The organism is Alkalibacterium olivapovliticus (assembly GCF_003003275.1).
Classification (GTDB): domain Bacteria; phylum Bacillota; class Bacilli; order Lactobacillales; family Carnobacteriaceae_A; genus Alkalibacterium; species Alkalibacterium olivapovliticum.
The window spans coordinates 50,579-69,615 of the sequence record NZ_PVTO01000014.1; the positions used below are offsets into that span (position 1 = coordinate 50,579).

11 protein-coding genes are annotated in these 19,037 nt (G+C 39.6%); 10 read left to right on the forward strand and 1 reads right to left on the reverse strand.

The genetic code is table 11. From position 1 onward, the window contains the following. Positions 1–51: 51 nt before the first annotated feature. The gene (locus CLV38_RS08195) at positions 52–2,277 is read right to left on the reverse strand and encodes a glycoside hydrolase family 95 protein (RefSeq protein WP_106193903.1); all 2,226 of its coding nucleotides are present in this window, start codon (positions 2,275–2,277) and stop codon (positions 52–54) included. A 557-nt stretch (positions 2,278–2,834) separates the two neighbouring features. Here CLV38_RS08195 and CLV38_RS08200 point away from each other — a divergent pair. The 10 genes from CLV38_RS08200 to CLV38_RS08245 all read left to right on the forward strand — a co-directional run bounded on the left by CLV38_RS08200 (position 2,835) and on the right by CLV38_RS08245 (position 18,945). Beyond that, complete coding sequence (locus CLV38_RS08200; protein ID WP_106193906.1) at positions 2,835–4,358, forward strand: extracellular solute-binding protein; 1,524 nt, start codon at positions 2,835–2,837, stop codon at positions 4,356–4,358. A 326-nt stretch (positions 4,359–4,684) separates the two neighbouring features. Beyond that, a complete protein-coding gene (locus tag CLV38_RS08205) occupies positions 4,685–6,106 on the forward strand; it encodes a family 43 glycosylhydrolase (RefSeq protein ID WP_211295443.1) in 1,422 nt (473 codons plus the stop codon). Positions 6,107–6,138: 32 nt separating this feature from the next. Then, positions 6,139–7,800 (forward strand): extracellular solute-binding protein, encoded by a 1,662-nt coding sequence (locus CLV38_RS08210; RefSeq protein WP_106193909.1) that lies wholly within the window; start codon positions 6,139–6,141, stop codon positions 7,798–7,800. Between the two features lie 182 nt (positions 7,801–7,982). After that, complete coding sequence (locus CLV38_RS08215; RefSeq protein ID WP_106193911.1) at positions 7,983–9,071, forward strand: GntR family transcriptional regulator; 1,089 nt, start codon at positions 7,983–7,985, stop codon at positions 9,069–9,071. Positions 9,072–9,197: 126 nt separating this feature from the next. Beyond that, positions 9,198–9,890, forward strand: coding sequence for an L-ribulose-5-phosphate 4-epimerase (locus CLV38_RS08220; protein ID WP_106193914.1), 693 nt, complete (start codon positions 9,198–9,200; stop codon positions 9,888–9,890). A gap of 27 nt (positions 9,891–9,917) precedes the next feature. Beyond that, positions 9,918–11,342 carry an L-arabinose isomerase gene (gene araA, locus CLV38_RS08225; RefSeq protein ID WP_106193917.1) on the forward strand — a complete coding sequence of 475 codons (1,425 nt, stop codon included), beginning with the start codon at positions 9,918–9,920 and terminating at the stop codon, positions 11,340–11,342. Between the two features lie 522 nt (positions 11,343–11,864). Beyond that, positions 11,865–13,529, forward strand: coding sequence for an extracellular solute-binding protein (locus CLV38_RS08230; protein WP_106193919.1), 1,665 nt, complete (start codon positions 11,865–11,867; stop codon positions 13,527–13,529). 311 nt (positions 13,530–13,840) lie between these two features. Beyond that, positions 13,841–15,442, forward strand: coding sequence for a xylulokinase (locus CLV38_RS08235; RefSeq protein WP_106193922.1), 1,602 nt, complete (start codon positions 13,841–13,843; stop codon positions 15,440–15,442). A 145-nt stretch (positions 15,443–15,587) separates the two neighbouring features. Beyond that, positions 15,588–17,531, forward strand: a complete 1,944-nt coding sequence (locus CLV38_RS08240) for a glycoside hydrolase family 127 protein (protein ID WP_106193924.1) — start codon at positions 15,588–15,590, stop codon at positions 17,529–17,531. 124 nt (positions 17,532–17,655) lie between these two features. Next, a complete protein-coding gene (locus tag CLV38_RS08245; protein ID WP_211295444.1) occupies positions 17,656–18,945 on the forward strand; it encodes a glycoside hydrolase family 27 protein in 1,290 nt (429 codons plus the stop codon). The last annotated feature ends 92 nt before the right edge of the window (positions 18,946–19,037 follow it).

Consider the following 19,037-nt stretch of genomic DNA (forward strand, 5'->3'; position numbering starts at 1 on the left):
GAGACAGTCCTGGATTAATACTCTCCAGGACTGTCTCTTTTTTGTATGCTGTTAAGTGAGTATCAAGAAACGGTCATCCTTTTCTGATAAAGCATTCAGCTGACCATAGTACTCATTCTTTATATATAGTTTTGGATTCCCAGGAAGTGTTCCTTTAAATGTTATGTTTTCAAGCACATGGTTATTCCAGCTGATATCTACTTGAACTCTATTAGGCAAGTGGATCCCTTTTATTTCACCTTTGGTCCACTTCTTAGGTAATGCAGGAAATAGATCGAGTCGATCATTGTCGTATTGAACCAATCCTTCAATTACTCCTGAAGTAAATCCGAAGTTTCCGTCTATTTGAAAAGGAGGATGGTTATCCAGTAAATTAGGGAGAGTTGATTCATTTAATTGTTTAAGAATGGCTTCGTGAAATTGATGATTATTTTTGAAATGAGCCCAGAGGTTGATCAGCCATGCTGCGCTCCATCCCGTGTGTCCACCTCCATTCTCCAGTCTTAATTCTAGTGATCTTCTAGCTGCATCGATTACACTTTCTGATTCATGCTTTAACTTATGTCCCGGGAAAATGCCGAATAAATGGGAAAAATGGCGGTGACCCGGCTCTTCTTCAGAGTAATCCTGTATCCACTCCATCAGTTGTCCTTTATTACCGACCTGATGGGGAGGGAGCTTTTCAAGTGTTTTAAATGCTTTTTCTACTAGTTTTTTATCATGAGCAGTCAACTTGACGGCTTTCAGGTAGCACTGAATGATTTCCCATATCAACTGGTTATCCATAGTAGTACCGTAACTGACGTACCCAATTTTTCCCGTGTTAGTATAAAAGCTGTTTTCAGGCGAAACTGAGGGATTTGTCACCAAATATCCTTCTGGAGATTCAACGAGGTAGTGTAGTATGAACCTTAATGATTCTTCCAGTAAGTAAAAATGGTCTTCTAAAAAACCTTTATCCAGAGTGTAATCATAGTGTTCCCAAATATGTAGTGACAGCCACAATGCGCCCATCGGCCAATAGGTAGCAGGCAAGTAGGCATCTTGAGGAGCGGTGTCTCCCCAGATATACGTATTGTGGTGAGCGGTGAAGCCCTCAATACCGTACACACTCTTAGCTGTCTTAACCCCATTGGGATACATTCTTTTAATATGATCGAATAGAGGGAGGTGGCATTCTGAAAGTCCAGTTTTTTCTGCTGGCCAGTAGTTCATTTCTGTATTAATATTGATCGTAAATTTTGAATCCCATGCTGGGACCAGGTCTTTATTCCAGATCCCTTGCAGGTTGGCCGGTAATGAACCAGGACGGCTGCTTGAAATCAGAAGGTAACGGCCGTACTGAAACATCAGTTCAGTAAGGTAGTTATTTGTTTTTCCCTGACCTATCTCGTTCAGCAGATCGGGGACTGCCTTAATTTCAGAGGGTGCGCTTATAGTGAATGAAAGCTGATTAAATAATTTCTGATAGTCTATAAGGTGATCCTGTTTGAGCTCATCCCAGCTATTTTTTCTCACTTCTTTTAACTTGTTCAAACAGTACTTTACGGGATTTTCTTCTCTGAAAGTCGTTGAGGCTGTGGTATAAAGGGTAATCTCTTTAAAACCTGAAACTGTGATATATTGCCCATTTATCGCTAGGATACCATCTGACTCTACATTCATACATTGAGCATAGTGAACACCATCGTTGGCTGTCTGACCGGAAATGCCTACCAACTTATTCTGCCGATCTTCAGAGAAGTCTTGAAATGTCTGATAATTCCCTCTTAAGCGATTCAGACAGACCGTAAATGTGTAGGGTAGAGATGTGGTTGACGATAATTTCCATCCTATAATGTTATTTGGATAACTTGAAAAACTTTCTACAATAATGTTAGCTTCATCAATTTGATAAGATTCTTTATATAAAGCAGTGGAAAGGTCAAGTTCACGGTAGAAGTCTGATACAGAGGCTGACTGATCAAATGACAGGTGTAAATCACCAGCAGGCTCATATTGTCTCTGATATTCCGGTATTGCCGTTAAATGGCGTTTCATCATTTCCTGAGCTTCGATCGTTTTCCCCTTAAAGATTAAAGACTGAATGGTGTTAAGTGTATCTTTACTTATTTTAGGGTTACGATCGTTAAAGTCTCCCTGCCAGATGCTGTCTTCATTGCATTGTAGGGTATAGTTTAGTGGATCTCCATAAATCATTGCGCCTAACTTCCCGTTTCCTATAGGAAGGCCTTCCTCCCAAATTGATGCAGGAGAGTGATAAAACAGTTTATTCATATAAATAGTCCTTTCTGAGTGTTCTGTATAATGTAATATAAAACATAAGAACGCGTTTACATTTAAGGATACACTTTTATACAGGTGCGTACAACAATAGAATGAAATGTCTAATTAATTTTAATAATTGAAGTATAACTCCGCTATCTCTCTTATAGTGATAGGCTAATTAAAATAGTTTTAGTCAAAGTAGTAATAATCAGTATAATATAAACAAAAACTAATTATAGTGTTGAAGAGCATTGAGATAAGTGGTAAGTTTAAATCATGGAATATATACGTACCAATTGCTGAAATGAATGAAAGGGCGTATAGACATAATACAAAAGGCTACCTTTTTTATAAAAAGTAAGCGAATACATTTTATTGTAGTTTGTTCCACTTAATGTGGAAATAGGAAGATAAAGAACAAGGAGGAATAGTTAATGAAATCTCATGGTACTAGAAAATTGATGACCGGGGTTGCAATAGGTAGTGCTTTGCTCCTCGCTTGATGTAATGGAAATGATCAAGCTTCAGATGAAGAGGTTGATGACAATATAGGGACAGTCGGTTCAATGGAAAATTTCGAAGCGGGTGATACTTTTGTTGCAACTGAACCACTGGAACTTGAGATTCTCTATAGAGACTATCCAGACTATCCGTATAATCCTGAATGGCTCTTATTTGAGGTTTTGGAAGAAGAACATAATGTTTCATTTGATGTGATATCAGTGCCTTTATCTGATTGGGATGAGCGTTTATCTATTACTATGGCAACAGGTGACTTACCAGACTATTCTACTGACATACATGTTGGAGATGAGACAGACTACATCGCGGGAGGACAACTTCTTCCAATTTCCAAATACACTGAATATATGCCTCATTTTCAATCTCGAGTAGACGAATGGGAAGGAATTGAAGAACAGTTAGACAATTTACGGTATTCAGACGGTGAATATTATGTACTTCCTGGTTTAAGAGAAAGTCCGGAAATGCCCTTTACATTAAAATACAACAAGACAATCTTTGAAGAGTATGGACTAGACGTTCCTCAGACTTGGGATGAACTTAGAGATTCTCTCGAAGTACTAAGAGATGAGACTGGAACAACGCCAATGACGTTATGGTGGCAAGGGGGTTCCTTATTTAGTTTCTCAGGAGGCTCATTTAACACAAGAGGTGGATGGGGTCTTGGCGATGGTGCGTTATATAACAAGGAAACTGACGAATTTGAATTTGGCCCAATGGAAGATGGTTATCGTGAAATGATTACTTATTTTTCAGAGCTAACTGCTGATGGTCTTCTTGATATTGAGGCGTTGACGCAGGATGATCAGTCAGCTAGAAACAAACTGGCTAATCATGAAGCATTTGTAAGCTCAGGAAATGTAGGAACAATCAATATGGTGAATGATTCTATGAATGAAATATATGGAGAAGGAGAGTATGAGTTTGATAGAATTCCAATTTTAGAAGGATCAGCAGGTAGAAGATTGCACGATAGCAACTTCCATAATGGTAAAATGCTCAATGCTGATATTGCTGAAAGAGATGACTTTTTAGCCATTTTACAGTTTCTCGACTGGTTCTATTACAGTGATGAGGCTTCTGAGTTTGCTAACTGGGGAGTAGAAGGAGTCACATTTGAAAAAACCGATGAGTTGGTTGGCGGGTATAAACCAATGGACCATATTAGATTTGAGCATTTTAATCCCGATGGAGAAGAAAGTTTACAGGAAGACTATGGCTTTAATAATCCCGGGTTTGCTTATGGAGATCCAGATGAAATTGCGTTATCTATAATGTCAGAAAGTGAATATGCTGTTCAGGACTATATGGCTGAAGAAGTAGAAATTATTTACCCAGCTCCCAGGTATCCTATGGACGCAATACAACAGGAACAAGCCACGTTACTATCAACGCCACTAATTGATACAGTTGATCAATATACATTTAGATTTGTTACTGGACAATACTCCTTAGACAGATGGGACGAGTTCATGGACGAACTTGAAAGTCAGGGAGCACAGGATCTTTTGGATATTGTGAATGAAGCGTACCGTGACCATCAGGCAAGTCTAGAAGAAGCTGAGTGAAATAGCGTTAGTAAATGAATAGCGTTAACAAGGGATTAAATTCTATCAAAAGTATAGTCTAATTCTGTGGGCTGTGTATCGTTTTTGTCATATTAAAGAACGTCTTTTAGAAAGTCAAACAGATGAAAGTTAAAATAAAATTAATCCGCCTTTTCACTTGACCGTATGTTTCTTAAATGTTAACCTATTTATATAGCAAACATACGGACGATGTATAGACGCTATGATGTATTTTTTTACAGGTAGTGAACCCATAAAAACTGAAATTTGTATCGTTTCCAGCTAAGATGATATCAAATTTCAGTTTTTTATTATTTATTCAGGAGATGATTATTATAAACAAGACCGGATTCAATCCGTATCTTCCGTCATGGGAGTATATACCTGATGCGGAACCTTACGTATTTAATGATAGAGTTTATGTCTACGGCTCACATGACAAGTTTAACGGGCATGTCTATTGTCTAAACAACTATGTGACGTGGTCAGCACCAGTCGACGATTTAACCGACTGGAAATATGAAGGCGTTATCTATGAGAAAACGGATGATCCTTTAAATCCCGATGGATCCATGTGTTTGTACGCTCCAGATGTTACAGAAGGTCCAGACGGGCGATATTATTTATACTATGTCCTGGACAAAGTACCAGTTGTATCTGTAGCCGTATCTGATACACCTGCTGGTAAATTTGAATTTTACGGGTACGTTAAAGACCAGAACGGCGAGTTGCTTGGCGAGCGAGATAGTGACGAACCACAGTTCGATCCTGGTGTTTTGAGAGAAGGGAACAAAACATACCTATACACTGGATTCTGCAGCAAGGGGGATCTTTCAAGAAGTGGAGCTATGGCGACTGTTCTCGGAGAAGATATGCTGACAATCATAGAAGACACCGTATTTGTTCTTCCAAGTGATACAAATAGTGAAGGAACTGGTTTTGAAGGGTATGAGTTTTTTGAAGCTCCTTCAATCAGAAAAATAGGACAGGTCTATTATTTAATCTACTCGTCCATTTCCATGCATGAACTTTGCTATGCGACCAGTGATTATCCAACGAAAGATTTCGTCTATCAGGGCGTTATCATCAGTAACAACGATATGCATATTGACTCTTACAAACCTGATGATAAACCGATGTATTATGGTGGGAACAATCATGGAAGTATTATTCAAATACAAAATGACTGGTTTATTTTCTATCACAGACATACCAATGGCTCTAATTTCAGCAGACAGGGATGTTTGGAAGAAATCATTATCAATGACGATGGGACCATTACTCAGGTGGAGATGACTTCCTGTGGACCCAACCGGAAACCATTTAAAGGTACAGGCGAGTTTCCAGCTTATATTGCCTGCAATTTATTGCATGAAGATGAGAACCCTTACACGGGGGACTTATGGATGGACAGTCACTTTCCCAAGATCACTCAAGACGGAAAAGATGGTGATCAGGAACCTGGTTATATCATGAATATGACACATTCTTCAACAGCTGGCTTCAAGTACTTTGATTGTCAGGACATTAAACGTGTCAAAATCAAAGTTAGGGGTTACTGTAAAGGGGTTTTCGAAGTGAAGACTCAGTGGAACAGTGAACCCTTAGGAGAAATAGAAGTTGGTTTCACCAACGTATGGACAGAGTACGAGAGCGAGATTGTAATTCCTGATGGACTTCAATCTTTGTACTTCACCTATAATGGAAATGGAAGACCTAGTCTGGCTTCATTTAGTCTAGAGCAGTAAAATTACTAGGAAAATAAAAATCGGAGGTATACATGTATTTACAAAACAAAAAGAATGCACTATTAAGTCTTACGATCTGCGGTGGACTATTATTAGCCGCTTGCGGAAACGGTGATGGAGCAGACGATTCTGGAGAAGAAATTACAGAAGATGATATCGGAACAGTCGGATCTATGGATGACTTTGAGTTTGGGGACACCTTTGTGGCCACCGAACCGTTAGAGTTGGGTATATTATATAGAGATCTTCCAGCTTATCCACTGGAGAACGACTGGTTATTCTTTGAACATCTTGAAAATGAGCATAACGTCTCATATGAAATTATGAGTGTTCCTCTATCAGATTTTGAGGAAAGACGGTCAGTAACGATAGCAGCGGGGGATATGCCTGATTATGTAACAGATACTTGGCCTGGAGATGAAGGTGATTTCACTTCTTCAGGTGTTGTTCTGCCAATATCTGATTATGTTCACTTAATGCCACACTTTCAGCAGCGTATTGAAGACTGGGATCTTGACCAGCAGATTGATAACCTTCGTCAACTCGATGGGAAGTATTACGTGCTTCCAGGTATTAATGAAGATGTTCACTTTGACTTTAGTCTCAAATACAATAGAACAGTGTTTGATGAATATGGACTTGAGGAACCTGAGACGTGGGATGAACTAACTTCTGCACTAGAAGTTTTAAGAGACGAAACGGGTCAGGAACCGATGACGTTGTGGTGGCAAGGTGATGCACTATTTAACTTTGTAGGCGCATCGTTTGATACAGTCGGTGGATGGGGATTCGGCGGTGGTGTTATGTTTGACGAAGAACAGGATGAATTTGTTTATGCACCTCAGCAGCAAGGCTACCGTGACATGGTCGAGTACTTTACCATGTTAAATGAAGAAGGCTTATTAGATCAGGAAGCCTTCACACAAGATGGTGACATGGCATCCAATAAATTAAGCAACCTTGAAGCCTTCGTCAGTTCTGGACAAGCAGGGACTATGAGTGAAGTTAATAGCGATATGGCTGAAATTCACGGCGAAGGTGAATATGAATTTGTCCGTATGCCTCTATTAGAAGGTCCAGCTGGTCCAAACGTAGCGGGTGGGCAATTAGTAAGTGGAATCATGTTGAACGCAAATGTCGCAGAGCGTGATGATTTCCTTGCAGTACTGCAGTATGTAGACTGGTTGTACTACAGTGACGAAGGAACTGAATATGCTCAATGGGGTATCGAAGGTGAAACGTTTGAACGAACTGATGAAGTAGCTGGTGGTTATAGACCAGTTGAAGGCATTAGTTTTGAGAATTTCAATTCTGGAGCTGACGAAGATTTAACAGAAGATTATGGATTTGGTAATGTGGCCTTTGCTTTTGCAGGTCCAGCAGAAATACGTCAATCTATAATGGATGAAGATGAGCAGGAGTACCAGGCTCGAATGAATGAAGAGCGGACGCTCGTCGAAGAAGATCCGATATACCCTATGTCTCCAGCAGATCAGGAGCAGGCAGCATTACTCTCGACTCCGCTATCGGATACTGTTGATCAGTATACATTAAGATTTATAACGGGTCAGTACTCATTAGACAGATGGGATGAATTCAAGGATGATCTGGATAATCAAAATGTTGATCAGTATTTAGACTTAGTGAATGATGCGTATAGAGATTTCCAGGAAACTTTGGAAGACGTCGAATAAACTTCGACTAAATATCCGTACAAATTACCTTTTTTGAAGATTGAATACAACTGGATCCCGTAATCATTATCCTTGATAAATGATTACGGGATCCGTTTTGTATTTTTATCTCATATTTAATGAAAAAATGACCATACAAGTGTACAATGAGTTTAGAGAGTAATCATAAGGAGGTTTTTTATATGCCATCACAACCTAAATATTTAACAATTAAAAATGATTTGAAAATGCTTATCGAAAAAGGTGATATAAAAGTCGGAGAAAAAATACCATCTGAAGCTGATTTAAGAGCACAGTACAGTGTGAGTAGACACACTATAAGGCAATCGATCAGTGAACTTGTCAATAGTGGGCACCTCATCAAGCAGCAAGGGGCTGGTACCTTTGTAAGTGACCAGTATAAAACGCAGCTCAATAAAAATGGGAAAAAGACTATAGGTGTGATAACAACATACATATCTGACTATATCTTTCCTTCTATCATTAGAGGGATAGAGGAAGAACTGTCGAAGCAGAATTACTCTTTGATGCTGTCAAGTACACGTAACAATGTTGATAATGAAAAACTAAGCTTAGATAGTATGATTGGTCAGGAAGTAGATGGATTGATCATCGAGCCGACTAAAAGTAATTTGATGAATCCTAATCTGAATTACTATCTGAATTTGTCTGAACAAAAAAAGCCATTGGTTATGATGAATGCTTCATATGAAGAATTAGAATTGCCACTGATAGCTCTGGATGATATAAAAGCCGGACGTCTCGCCACCGAACATCTAATTGAGCTTGGGCATAAACATATAGGCATGATAACAAAAGCTGATGATATTCAGGGGAAAAACCGGTTGAAAGGCTATTTAAAAGCTTTGCATAAAGCGGATTTAACATTTAAGAGTAATCATATTCTTAGATACGATACAGAAAGCAAACCGTATATATCGGAAAAAATCAATGAGTTATTACTATCTGATAATGCGCCAACTGCTTTCGTTGCGTATAATGATGAAATTGCGGTTAAATTGATCAAAGAAATCGACAACATAGGGAAAAACTGTCCAAATGATTTTTCTGTTGTCAGTCATGATAACAGCTTTTACAGTACTGCTCTTCCCAGCGTGAAACTAACATCGATTGAACACCCAAAGGAAGAACTGGGAAAAGCAGCCGCTCAGTGGATCATCAATGCTGTAGAAGGAAAGAATAATGACCAAAAATCTGTTATATTCGAACCAAAACTGGTTTTAAGGACCTCAACGAAAAAAATAGAATAAAAATACGAGCGGTTTTGTCAGTAACAGACAAAACCGCTTTTTTTGATTGACATGTCCGTACCTATCAAGTTATACTAATCATATATGAAAATGGTTTCATAACTGATAAAACATAGGAGGAGAGTAATGTTAGAAACCCTCAAACAGAAAGTTTACGAAGCGAATATGTCGTTACCGAAATATGGCTTAGTCGTCTTTACATGGGGAAATGTCAGCGGAATCGACAGAGAGAATAATCTAGTTGTTATAAAACCCAGTGGAGTTGATTACGATGAATTATCAGCTGATAAAATGGTTGTCGTAGACTTAGACGGAAACATTGTAGAAGGTGACTTGAAACCATCAAGTGATACTGCGACACACATTGAACTATACAAAGCTTTTAAAGATATTAAAGGTGTGGTGCATACACATTCACCGTGGGCAGTCAGTTTTGCACAGGCAGGAATCGATATCCCTGCTGCTGGTACGACACATGCTGATTATTTTTATGGAGATATTCCGGTAACCAGCCCCATGACTTCAAGCGAAATTGAAACTGATTATGAAAAACAAACTGGACTGGTCATCGTTAAAGCATTTGATGAACGAACAATCGATCCTAATCAGATACCGGGTGTTCTAGTCAATGATCATGGCCCGTTTACATGGGGAACTTCACCATCAAATGCTGTTCACAATTCAGTGGTACTAGAACAAGTAGCCCAAATGACCTATCACGGTTTAATGTTAAGTAATAGAAATTCAAGGATGGATCAGGAATTACTTGATAAACATTATTTGAGAAAACATGGTAAAGCTGCATATTACGGGCAGTAATTAAAAGTAGGATGAGGATGTGTTGAAATGATAAAAACAGACAAAAAAGTATTCTGGTTTGTAGTAGGTAGTCAGCATTTGTATGGACCGGAAGCATTAGATGAAGTGAAAAAACATGCAGAAGAAATCGTGGATAGTCTAAATGAAGAAGCTGACTTTGCTTATCCTTTAGTATTTAAAGCATTAGTCACAACAGCAGATGAAATCAAGAATGTTATGAAAGAAGTCAATTATCAGGACGAAGTGGCTGGGGTTGTAACGTGGATGCATACTTTTTCTCCTGCCAAAATGTGGATTCCGGGTACTAAGTTATTACAAAAACCCTTACTGCATCTTTCTACTCAGTACAATAATGAAGTGCCTTGGAAAACCATTGATATGGATTTCATGAATCTTAACCAGAGTGCCCATGGTGATAGAGAGTATGGTTTTATAAATGCACGCTTAAAAATTAATAATAAAGTAGTGGTAGGTCACTATCAGGATCCTGAAGTTCATGCTGAAATGATCAACTGGATGAAGTCTGCAGTAGGATATGCTGAGTCTCAAAATATTAAAGTAGCCCGCTTTGGAGACAACATGAGAAATGTGGCGGTGACAGAAGGCGACAAAGTAGAAGCGGCAATTCAGTTTGGCTGGACAGTTGATTATTTTGGAATAGGAGATCTTGTAGAAGAGATGGGTCAGGTTTCAGATGAAGACATTCAGTCCGTCTATAAGGATTGTCAGGCTTTATACGAAATGGATCCTGGTGAAAATGATCCTGACTTCTATGAATCACATGTAAAAGAGCAGATCAAGATAGAATTAGGACTAAAACAGTTCCTTAAGAAGGGCGGCTACACTGCCTTTACGACTAACTTTGAAGACTTGCATGGTATGAAACAATTACCTGGGATGGCCGTTCAACGATTGAATGCAGAAGGGTATGGATTTGCTGGCGAAGGAGACTGGAAGACTGCAGCGCTTGACCGCTTACTCAAAATCATGACACAAAATGAATCTACCGGATTTATGGAGGATTACACTTATAACTTTGTTAAAGGTGACGAGTACATCGTTCAATCCCATATGCTAGAAGTCGACCCTACGTTTGCAGCAACAAAACCTAAAGTTGTTGTCAATCCATTAGGGATAGGCGATAAGGAAGATCCTGCCCGCCTGGTGTTTGATGGTAAGGCTGGAGATGGATTGGCTGTCTCTATGCTTGATTTGGGTACTCATTACCGCTTAATGGTCAACACTTTTGAAGCCGTCTCTCCAGTAGAAGATGCACCTAATCTTCCAGTTGCACGAGTTATCTGGAAACCAAAACCAGACTTTAAAACCAGTATCAAAAAATGGATTCAAGCTGGTGGAGGGCATCATACCGTTGCTACATTAGCTCTTGATAAAGATGTCATACTTGACTGGGCAAAAATGGTCGATCTAGAAACGGTTATCATTGACTAATTAACTCTCTCGTCAAAAATCAGTGTATGTTTATAATAATATACACGAGATTTCACTAAAATAATATCTATGAATATAATCAAAAGACTAAGAACATCTGTGGTGCACCACAGATGTTCTTAGTCTTTGTTTTCTTTAACCATTAATGTTACTCATTTTTCAGCTAATGTTAATATTAGGCTTTTAACAGCTTGAATGGAACGTACGAATTAGAGAGAATCTACAGTAACAGACTTTGATCAGATAGTGACTAGTAGTATATTAACGCTTAAGGAACAAGAGGATATCGGTGTTTTTAAAATTCAGTAGACGTTCGTAACAGTAAATAAAAAATATATATAAATATAACTTGACCGTACGAGACAACTATGGTAAATTTTACATAACAGAAATGTAATCTAATCGAAATATTTTTTTACTGCTATGTGAAAGCGAAATCATTTAGGTGCAGCTAGTTAGGAGGGGGTCCTGCGCTGGATTAAATGTTCACAAAAATTATTGTATAAAATAGGAGGAAAACGTATGAATTTCAAGAAATCTTTACTGTTAAGCTTGACACTCAGTGGTGCATTGCTGATGGCTGCATGTAATAACGATGATGGAGCAGCTACGGAAACTGGTGAAGGTGAGGTAAATGAAGAAGAAATCGGTACAGTTGGATCGATGGAGAACTTTGAAGTTGGAGACACGTTTGTAGCGACTGAACCATTAGATATCAGCTTATTCTACAGAGACTTATCAGCTTATCCTTTCGACCCGGACTGGAGATTCTTTGAGGTCCTTGAAGAGGAACATAACGTGACATATGATGCTATTGCTGTCCCACTTTCAGACTTTGAGGAGAGACGTTCAGTAACGATTGCGGCAGGAGACATGCCTGATTACGTCACTGACTCATGGCCGGGGGTTGAAAATGAATTTGTAGCTTCAGGGGTTATTCTTCCAATTTCAGACTATGTACATTTAATGCCTCACTTCCAGGATCGTGTTGAAAGATGGGGACTACAGGAAGAACTGGACAATTTAAGATACCTTGATGGTAAATACTACGTCTTGCCAGGTATGCATGAAAATGTCCACTTTGACTTTGGCTTAAAATATAACAAAACAGTATTTGATGAATATGGTATCGAAGAACCAACATCATGGGATGAGTTAAGAACAGCCCTTGAAACCTTAAGAGATGAAACCGATACTATGCCAATGACGCTGTGGTGGCAGGGGAATGCGACATTCTTATTTGCTGGTCCTTCTTTTGGAACAGTTGGAGGATGGGGCTTCGGAGACGGAGCAATGTATGATGAAGATGCTAATGAATTCGTATACGCACCTCAACAGCAAGGGTACCGCGACATGGTGGAATATTTTGCTGGTTTAGTAGAAGATGGATTGTTAACTCCAGAAGCCTTTACACAAGATGGAGAGAGAACGCGTAATCAGTTAGTCAACTTAGAGTCATTCGTCAGTTCAGGACAGGCTTTGACAATGGCAGATGTTAATGAAGGACTTGAAGACAGAGACGATGACACAGAATATGAAATGGTTAGAATGCCGTTACTGGATGGACCAGCCGGATCTAAAGTTGGTGGAAGTCGTCTAGTTAGTGGCGTCATGTTCAATGCAGATGTAGCCGAACGCGATGACTTCCTGGCATTACTGCAATATGTTGACTGGTTATACTACAGTGATGAGGGGAATGAATTTGCTCAATGGGGTATAGAAGGCGAAACATTTGAGAAAACAGATGAAGTTGCCGGTGGATACAGACCGATGGATGGAATTGGTTATGAAACATTTAATCCGGGAGCTGAAGAAAGTCTTCAGGAAGATTACGGATTTGGTAATGTGGCCTTTGCTTTCGCAAGTAATTCAGAAATAACACTGTCTAAAATGGATGAAAAAGAAATCGACTTCCAGCAAAGCATGATCGACAGTAGAGAACTTGTTACACCCGATCCTCCTTATCCAATGTCTCAAGCAGATCAGGAACAGGCAGCTTTAATGTCTACTCCACTGCAAGATACAGTTGATCAGTATACTATGAGATTTATCACTGGTCAGTACGAACTAGATCGCTGGGACGAATTTATGGATGACTTGGATAATCAGAACGTTGATGCCTACATGGATCTAATCAATGAAGCATACAGAGAATTCCAAGAAACACTGGATGAAATAGAAGAATAAAGATAATTTAGAATTGATATAAGGTTAAAAACAGCTGGAGCATAAATCATCCTAAAGGATGGACTATGCTCCAGTTTTTTTGCATTCTCATGAAAAGGTGATGAAAAGGCTTCAGTTTAAATTGACATGTCCGTACATTTAACTTAAAATTAAGCTGTTACCGTTTACTTATACCATAAAACCACCCTTAGGGAAGTGAAACTCTCCTACTGCGTTAATAATTTTTTTGCTATTCAGTTTAAAATAAGGTGGGATTACTGAACTAGCTGTTTGGTAAGAAAAAGACTAAATTATGATAAGGAAGTGTCTAAATGCTAAATAAAGATGAAACCGCACCCAACGTTAGAGGAAGAAAAGTTTTGGGGATCGAATTTGGGTCCACTCGGATTAAAGCTGTACTGATTGATGAAGCCTTCAAGCCAATAGCCAGTGGAGCTCATGACTGGGAAAATAAGCTGGTGAATGGATTTTGGACCTATTCTTTGGAAGACGTCTGGTCTGGTCTTCAGGCAGCTTATAAAGAACTGGCAGATAACTATACTGCCTCTACTGGAGATACATTAACGACAATCGATGCTATTGGATTTTCAGGGATGATGCATGGCTACCTTCCTTTTGATAAAAGTGGAGAGGCGCTTACTCCATTTCGGACTTGGCGCAATACCACAACAGAAGAAGCCGCACAACAATTAACGACATTACTGGCGTTTAACATTCCGCAAAGGTGGAGTATTGCTCATTTGCATCAGGCTGTTTTAAATAATGAAGAACATGTACAGCACATCGATTTTCTTACTACGCTAGCAGGATACGTTCACTGGAAACTGACGGGTAGAAAAGTACTGGGTGTGGGCGAGGCAGCTGGTATGTTCCCTATCGACGCTGATACAGGGAATTATGATCAAAACATGGTCACTAAATATAAGGAAAAAATCGCCTCAGCTCATATAGGCTGGTCCTTAAACGATATTCTTCCTGAGGTGTTATCTGCAGGAGAAGAAGCTGGCCGCTTAACAGAAGAAGGCGCATTACTGATTGATCCATCCGGTAATTTAACAGCCGGAACGGTATTTTGTCCTCCAGAAGGCGATGCAGGAACGGGTATGGTAGCAACCAATGCTGTAGCGGAACGAACGGGGAATGTGTCAGCTGGAACATCCGTTTTCTCTATGATAGTTCTGGAGAAATCGCTCTCGGATTATTACACAGAAATCGATATGGTGACCACTCCAACTGGGAAACCCACTGCAATGGTCCACTGTAATAATTTTACGACCGATATTAATTCATGGGCCCGTTTATTTAAAGAGCTGATTGAAGCATTAGGACTGGATGTATCCAGCGACAAATTGTTCAGGACTTTGTTTGAAAAGGCCATGGAAGCTGATGACGATAATGGACAACTGATGAGCTGTAATTATTACTCAGGCGAACCAATCACTGGTTTGGAAGAAGGACGGCCTTTATTCATTCAGATGCCAGACAGTAAGCTCTCACTGGCTAATTTCATGAGAACTCACATTTACTCTGCTCTGGCAACATTAAAACTAGGAATGGATATCCTGGTAGACAAAGAAAATGTCACAGTGGACCAACTGCTGGGACATGGCGGGTTCTTCAAAACTGAAAAAGTCGGGCAGCAGATGATGGCAGATGCATTAACAATTCCCGTCTCCGTTATGGACAGTGCAGGTGAAGGCGGACCATGGGGAATGGCATTGTTAGCTTCATTTGCTGTGAATAAGAAAGAAAATGAATTACTTGAAGATTTCTTATCTGATCAAGTATTCAGTCAGCAGCAGGCTATCACTATTGAACCAACTGAAAAAGGCAAGGAGAACTTTACGCAGTTTATGAGACGTTTTGAACCTATGCTTGAAGTTGAAAAAGCAGCAGTTGAGTATGTAAAATAATTTCATCGGACTAACACATTTAATCATTTGTATTAGGGACTATATCAAAAAAACTGTCAGGTTCCGTTATACAATTAAATAAATACCTGAACTGTATAACGGACGATCTGCAGTCCATTCAGTTTACAATGGAGGAAACCTATTAATGAAATCAGCTGTCAGCATTACTGATCCGTTTTGGACGACTTATACTAAACTTATACGAAAAGAAATGATTCCTTATCAGTGGGATGTCCTGCACGATAATGCAGATATCTCCATTGAGAAAGAAAGAGATGATAACGGAATCCCTTCAGAAAAAAGTAATGCAATTGAAAACTTAATAATCGCTTCAGGGCAAAAAGAAGGCAATCATTACGGGTGGCTATTTCAGGATTCCGATGTCTATAAGTGGCTTGAATCAGCTGCAAACAGTTATCTGTTACACCCTGATGAAAACTTGCTGGAGATGATGAGTGAAGTGGCTGTCCTGATTGAAGAAGCTCAGGACGAAGATGGGTATTTAAGCACCTATTATCAGATTGAAAGACCTGATTTGAAGTTTAAACGGTTATTTGAGAGTCATGAATTATACTGTGCAGGTCATCTGATTGAAGCGGCAGTTGCTCACTACAAAGCTACAGGGAGTAAGAAACTGATTGATGTCTCCCAGAAGCTTGTGTCGTGTATTCAACAGCATTTTGGTGTGGAAGAAGGAAAAATAAAAGGTGCAGATGGTCATCAGGAAATTGAACTCGCATTGATCAGATTATATGAAGTAACCGGCAAAGAAGAGTATGTTGAGTTAAGTTCCTGGTTTTTAAAGATCCGAGGAGAAGATCCTGATTTTTATTTAAAACAGCTGGTTGAAAACAAAAAAGAAGGGTTAAGTACAGGTGATTTCCCGCATATAGATTTAAAGTATCTGCAGGCACATAAACCTGTATTAGAGCAGGATGAGGCTGTCGGACATGCCGTTAGACTAGTCTATATGGCAGCTGCAATGGCTGAGGTAGCTGCCATCAAAAACGATGAGAAGCTTTTCAGCACTGCAAGAAAAATATGGGATAATATCATAAAGAAACGCCTTTACATTACTGGTGGTATTGGATCGACTGTTCGCGGAGAGGCCTTTACCTTTGATTATGACTTGCCAAATGACACGATGTACTGCGAAACGTGTGCTTCTATCGGACTGCTGTTCTTTGCTAAAGCTATGATGAAAAATGAAATTGATGTAGAGTATGCAGAAATTATGGAAAAAATGCTATATAACAGTATTATTAGCGGGGTGGCACTTGATGGGAAGCATTTCTTTTATGTGAACCCTTTAGAGGTTGATCCAAAAGCAAGTGCACATGATCCCGGTAAAAGTCACGTTAAACCAATTAGACCGTCTTGGTTTGGCTGTGCCTGCTGCCCTCCAAATGTTGCCCGCACTCTAACGTCTTTGAGCCAGTACATTTCAGATATCTTTGAAAATAAGCTGTATATACAGCTATATCAGGATTTTGAAGGGTCATTTAAGCTTGAGGAACAGTCACTATCAGTCAGTATGACAACTGAATTGCCTTATAAAGGGAAGAGCAAGGTGTCATTTACCGGTATTGAACATCCGATAACCGTATGCTTCCGACTCCCTGCCTGGTCGTCTGGCTACAATGTGCACAATGCTGGGGAATACGTGTCGGAACAAGACGGGTATCTGGAGATAACTATTGATTTAGATAAGACAATCGAAATCGATTTTGAACTGCCTGTTATAGAGTGGCATGCGCACCCGTCAGTCAAAGACAACTTTAACAAAGTCGCTCTTCAGAGAGGACCATTCGTTTACTGCCTTGAAGAAGAGGATAACGGATCTGACCTTCATCTGATGAGTTTGACTGACAAGCCACTTGCCGTGGAAGTCAATGATCCCGTTTTATCTCATTATGTGGGACTGAAGGGAAAAGGAGAGCGGCAGCTTATCGACAATACATGGCAGAAGCAGTTGTATCAGTCAGATGTGACACCAGTTACAGAAGAAATGGATCTCTCGTTTATTCCTTATTATTTGTGGGCTAATCGCTCTATAGGTGAAATGAGGGTATGGGTCACTAGGCAATAACAGTGCTTTTTTATGGCTATTAACATTAAAACGTTAAGTCAGTAGATTACCTATTTTACACTTATAGCTTGTATCAGTTTGTAAGTTTATTCTAATTGACATATGAATCTTTTAAGGAGTTAAAATGACTATGGAACAGTTTAGACGCTTAGCCAAGACACCACCAAAAGGCTGGAACAGCTGGGATTGTTACGGTGCATCCGTAACAGAAGAAGAAGTAAAACAGAACGCAGAATACATGAAAAATCACTTATTAGAGTATGGATATGATTATGTAGTAGTTGATATCCAATGGTACGAACCGACTGCTAATTCCAGTATGTATCACGCTTATGCCGATCTTGAAATGGACGAGTATTCCAGATTGATGCCGGCTGTAAATAGATTTCCCTCAGCGGCTGATGGTGCTGGATTTAAGCCTCTTGGGGATTATATTCATTCGCTGGGACTGAAATTCGGTATTCATTATATGCGGGGGATTCCAAGACAAGCCGTTCATAATAATACGGCAATCAAAGGCACTGACAAAACAGCAAGAGATATAGTGAAGCCCAATTCTATCTGTCCATGGAATACCGATATGTATGGTGTGGATACTACGAAACCGGGAGCGAAAGAGTATTACCGTTCGCTGATTGATTTGTTCGGATCATGGGGAGTCGATTTTCTCAAAGTCGATGATATTGCAGACTCTAAGTTATACGGCGGACATTTGGAAGAAATTGTTATGCTTAGAGAAGCTATCGACGAATCTGGGTATAACATTGTATTGAGTCTGTCACCAGGACCTGCTTCATTAGAACACGGAGCGTTTCTACAAAAACATGCCAACATGTGGCGATTGACGGATGACTACTGGGACAACTGGCAGCAGCTGTATAACATGTTTGAACGCTGCGAGAAATGGGCCCCATTCGTCAGGGAAGGCAACTGGCCGGACTGTGACATGCTTCCACTCGGACACATTGGGATTCGTTCAGTTGATGGTGGGGGAAGTGACCGTCTGACTCGCTTTACAAAAGGAGAGCAGAAGACAATGCTGTCCTTATGGTCATTATTTAAATCTCCTTTGTTTTTTGGTGGAGAACTGTCTGACCTTGATGACTGGACGCTGAACCTTCTTCAAAACAGTCATCTGATAAACATGCACCAGTCAGGACAGAATCCTGAACAGATAAGCCGCAAAGATGATATAGTGATCTGGAAGTCAGAGTCAGATGAAAAAGTCTGGTTAGCGCTCTTCAATTTAAATGATACTCAGAAAACCGTGATCTACAATGCTAATGAGCATATCTTAGGCACAATTAATGATTTTCTGGAAATATTCAGCCGGGAATCACTCTCACAAACTAGAATTCAAACAGTTCTGGCTGGACACCAAGTAAAAGTTTACGAAATTCACAAATTCAACTAAACAAGGAGATTATTTATGCAAACTTACACTAACCCAATATTAGAAGGTTTTTCACCCGATCCATTGTCTGCGCTGTTGGAGATGATTATTAC